Source organism: Arthrobacter sp. HMSC08H08 (assembly GCF_001807575.1).
Lineage (GTDB): Bacteria > Actinomycetota > Actinomycetes > Actinomycetales > Micrococcaceae > Pseudoglutamicibacter > Pseudoglutamicibacter albus.
The window spans coordinates 1-3,357 of the sequence record NZ_KV789391.1 but is presented as its reverse complement, the minus strand read 5'-3'; the positions used below and the strand labels follow the sequence as shown (position 1 = coordinate 3,357).

The window sequence follows — 3,357 nt, the reverse complement described above, 5'->3', positions numbered from 1 at the left end:
TTTTTGTGGGGTGTGGTTGTCCGCTTTGTAGCATCTGTTTTTATGTTTTTTGCGGAGAGTTTGATCCTGGCTCAGGATGAACGCTGGCGGCGTGCTTAACACATGCAAGTCGAACGCTGAAGCCTGGTGCTTGCACTGGGTGGATGAGTGGCGAACGGGTGAGTAACACGTGAGTAACCTGCCCTTGACTTCGGGATAAGCCCGGGAAACTGGGTCTAATACTGGATATGACTCCTTACCGCATGGTGGGGGGTGGAAAGATTTATCGGTTGGGGATGGACTCGCGGCCTATCAGTTTGTTGGTGGGGTAATGGCCTACCAAGACGACGACGGGTAGCCGGCCTGAGAGGGTGACCGGCCACACTGGGACTGAGACACGGCCCAGACTCCTACGGGAGGCAGCAGTGGGGAATATTGCACAATGGGCGCAAGCCTGATGCAGCGACGCCGCGTGAGGGATGACGGCCTTCGGGTTGTAAACCTCTTTCAGTAGGGAAGCAGCCCTTTGGGGTGACGGTACCTGCAGAAGAAGCGCCGGCTAACTACGTGCCAGCAGCCGCGGTAATACGTAGGGCGCAAGCGTTATCCGGAATTATTGGGCGTAAAGAGCTCGTAGGCGGTTTGTCGCGTCTGCTGTGAAAGCCCGGGGCTTAACTCCGGGTGTGCAGTGGGTACGGGCAGGCTAGAGTGCAGTAGGGGAGACTGGAATTCCTGGTGTAGCGGTGGAATGCGCAGATATCAGGAGGAACACCGATGGCGAAGGCAGGTCTCTGGGCTGTTACTGACGCTGAGGAGCGAAAGCATGGGGAGCAAACAGGATTAGATACCCTGGTAGTCCATGCCGTAAACGTTGGGCACTAGGTGTGGGGGACATTCCACGTTTTCCGCGCCGTAGCTAACGCATTAAGTGCCCCGCCTGGGGAGTACGGCCGCAAGGCTAAAACTCAAAGGAATTGACGGGGGCCCGCACAAGCGGCGGAGCATGCGGATTAATTCGATGCAACGCGAAGAACCTTACCAAGGCTTGACATGGACCGGATCGGCGCAGAGATGTGTTTTCCCCTCGGGGCTGGTTCACAGGTGGTGCATGGTTGTCGTCAGCTCGTGTCGTGAGATGTTGGGTTAAGTCCCGCAACGAGCGCAACCCTCGTTCTATGTTGCCAGCACGTGATGGTGGGGACTCATGGGAGACTGCCGGGGTCAACTCGGAGGAAGGTGGGGATGACGTCAAATCATCATGCCCCTTATGTCTTGGGCTTCACGCATGCTACAATGGCCGGTACAATGGGTTGCGATACTGTGAGGTGGAGCTAATCCCAAAAAGCCGGTCTCAGTTCGGATTGGGGTCTGCAACTCGACCCCATGAAGTCGGAGTCGCTAGTAATCGCAGATCAGCAACGCTGCGGTGAATACGTTCCCGGGCCTTGTACACACCGCCCGTCAAGTCACGAAAGTTGGTAACACCCGAAGCCGGTGGCCTAACCCTTGTGGGGGGAGCCGTCGAAGGTGGGACTGGCGATTGGGACTAAGTCGTAACAAGGTAGCCGTACCGGAAGGTGCGGCTGGATCACCTCCTTTCTAAGGAGCACTCAACACCACAACCACACACTGGTTTGTGTTGGTTTGGTGGTGTCAGAGAATAGATGGTGCTGCTGTCACGGGTGTTGACAGGTGCCATGCTCATGGGTGGAATATCAACAAAACCACGCACTCCCTCTTGGGGGTGTGTGGGTCTTGGTGCATTGTTGGGTCCTGGAGCAACAAACCACCAGGTACGCAGCGGGCATATTTTGTGTTCGTGTGTTTGGTGTGGTTGTTTCTCTAGTGTGTCCCCGACCTAATACAACACGCTACTGTGTGCGCTGGTTCTTTGACTGGTGTTTCTGGTGTGGTTGGTGGGCGTGGGGTTGTTGTTTGGTTACTGCATAGTGGACGCGAGCATCTTGTGAGGATGACACCCCTAGTGGGTGTTGTTTTCATGTATGTGATTTTCTCAACCCAACACAATCAGCCCGGCCTTTTCTTTTTGGTTGGTTTGTTGGTTGTGTGGGTTGTGTTTGTTGCTCATGAATCAATGGTTTGCATATGTGTGTGTAAGTTGTTGAGAGCGTATGGTGGATGCCTTGGCATCAGGAGCCGATGAAGGACGTGGGAATCTGCGATAAGCCTGGGGGAGTTGATAACCGGACGGTGATCCCAGGATGTCCGAATGGGGGAACCCCGCATGCTGTGAGGTGTGTGACCTGACACTGAATATATAGGTGTTATGGGGGGAACGAGGGGAAGTGAAACATCTCAGTACCCTTAGGAAGAGAAAACAATAGTGATTCCGTTAGTAGTGGCGAGCGAACGCGGATGGGGCTAAACCTGTATCGTGTGATACCCGGCAGGGGTTGCGGTGCGGGGGTTGTGGGTGTATGTGTCCAGTTACTGCCGTGGCTGGCTGGTGAGGTGCGGGCGTGGAGACGAAGCAGTGTGAGTGCTGCACCGTAGAGGGTGTGAGTCCCGTAGTCGTATTATGTTCCGCCGCTAGATCGTATGACCCGAGTAGCACGGGGCTCGTGGAATCTCGTGTGAATCTGCCAGGACCACCTGGTAAGCCTGAATACTACCTGATGACCGATAGCGGATCAGTACCGTGAGGGAATGGTGAAAAGTACCCCGGGAGGGGAGTGAAATAGTGCCTGAAACCATGCGCTTACAAACCGTCAAAGCCCTTTTTTGTGGGGTGATGGCGTGCCTTTTGAAGAATGAGCCTGCGAGTTAGTGCTGTGTCGCGAGGTTAACCCGTGTGGGGTAGTCGTAGCGAAAGCGAGTCTGAATAGGGCGTTGTAGTGGCACGGTCTAGACCCGAAGCGGGGTGATCTACCCATGGCCAGGTTGAAGCGTGTGTAAGAGCACGTGGAGGACCGAACCCACCTAGGTTGAAAACTGGGGGGATGAGCTGTGGGTAGGGGTGAAAGGCCAATCAAACTCCGTGATAGCTGGTTCTCCCCGAAATGCATTTAGGTGCAGCGTTACGTGTTTCTTTACCGTGGTAGAGCTACTGGATGGCTGATGGGCCCTACAAGGTTACTGACGTCAACCAAACTCCGAATGCGGTGAAGTGAGAGCGTAGCAGTGAGACTGTGAGGGATAAGCTTCATGAGTCGAGAGGGAAACAGCCCAGAACATCAGCTAAGGCCCCTAAGCGTGTGCTAAGTGGGAAAGGATGTGGAGTTGCTGAGACAACCAGGAGGTTGGCTTAGAAGCAGCCACCCTTGAAAGAGTGCGTAATAGCTCACTGGTCAAGTGATTCCGCGCCGACAATGTAGCGGGGCTCAAGTACACCGCCGAAGCTGTGTCACTCCATACTTT

General features: G+C 54.8%; 2 rRNA genes. Both read left to right on the top strand.

The features are described 5' to 3' along the window. The first annotated feature begins 48 nt into the window (after positions 1–48). Positions 49–1,578, top strand: a 16S ribosomal RNA gene (locus HMPREF3175_RS05075). 513 nt (positions 1,579–2,091) lie between these two features. Then, positions 2,092–3,357 (top strand): 23S ribosomal RNA (locus HMPREF3175_RS05070); the annotation flags it as partial.